The organism is Microbacterium sp. HSID17254, assembly GCF_003989315.1.
Lineage (GTDB): Bacteria > Actinomycetota > Actinomycetes > Actinomycetales > Microbacteriaceae > Microbacterium.
The window spans coordinates 1-734 of the sequence record NZ_RBLT01000209.1; the positions used below are offsets into that span (position 1 = coordinate 1).

General features: G+C 74.4%; 1 protein-coding gene. It reads left to right on the top strand.

Features of this window, described 5'->3' with window-relative positions; translation table 11 throughout:
- Positions 1-734, top strand: a 734-nt coding sequence (locus D8M34_RS18640; RefSeq protein WP_148113119.1) for an acyclic terpene utilization AtuA family protein, incomplete at both ends; no start/stop codon positions are given.

A 734-nucleotide genomic window follows, 5' to 3' on the forward strand; every position in this document is an offset into this window, starting at 1 on the left:
CATCACCGAGGCGCTGCGCGCCGACGCCGACATCGTGGTGACCGGCCGGGTAACCGACGCGTCGGTCGTCGTCGGGCCTGCGGCGTGGTGGCACGGCTGGGGACGCACGGACTTCGACGCCGTCGCGGGCGCCATGGTGGCCGGGCACGTCATCGAGTGCGGCCCGCAGGCCACCGGCGGCAACTACTCCTTCTTCGAGGAGGTCCCCGACCGGCGCCACCCCGGCTTCCCGACCGCCGAGGTCGCCGCGGCCGGCTCCAGCGTGCTCACCAAGCACGCCCGCACCGGCGGCCTGGTCTCGCCCGGCCCCCCCACCGCGCAGCCGCTCTACGAGGTCGGCGAGCCGGCCTACCCGGGCCCGGACGCCGTGGCGCACTTCGACTCCCTGCAGCTCACCCAGCGGGGCGAGCACCGGGGGCTGATGTCGGGGACGCGTGGGAGCGCGCCCACCGACCGGCTCAAGGTCGCGCTCAACTACGAGGGCGGCTACCGCAACACCATGACCCTGGTGCTCACCGGCACCCGGATCGAGGAGAAGGCCGCCTGGGCCGAGCAGCAGCTCGTCGAGCTGCTCGGCGGGCGGGAGCGCTTCGCCGAGTTCGACGTGCAGCTGCTGCGCTTCGACCACCCCGACGCCCCTACCAACGCCCAGGCCACCGCCCACCTGCGGGTCACGGTGAAGGACCCCGACCGGCGCACGGTCGGCCGCGCCTTCTCCAACACCACGATGGAGC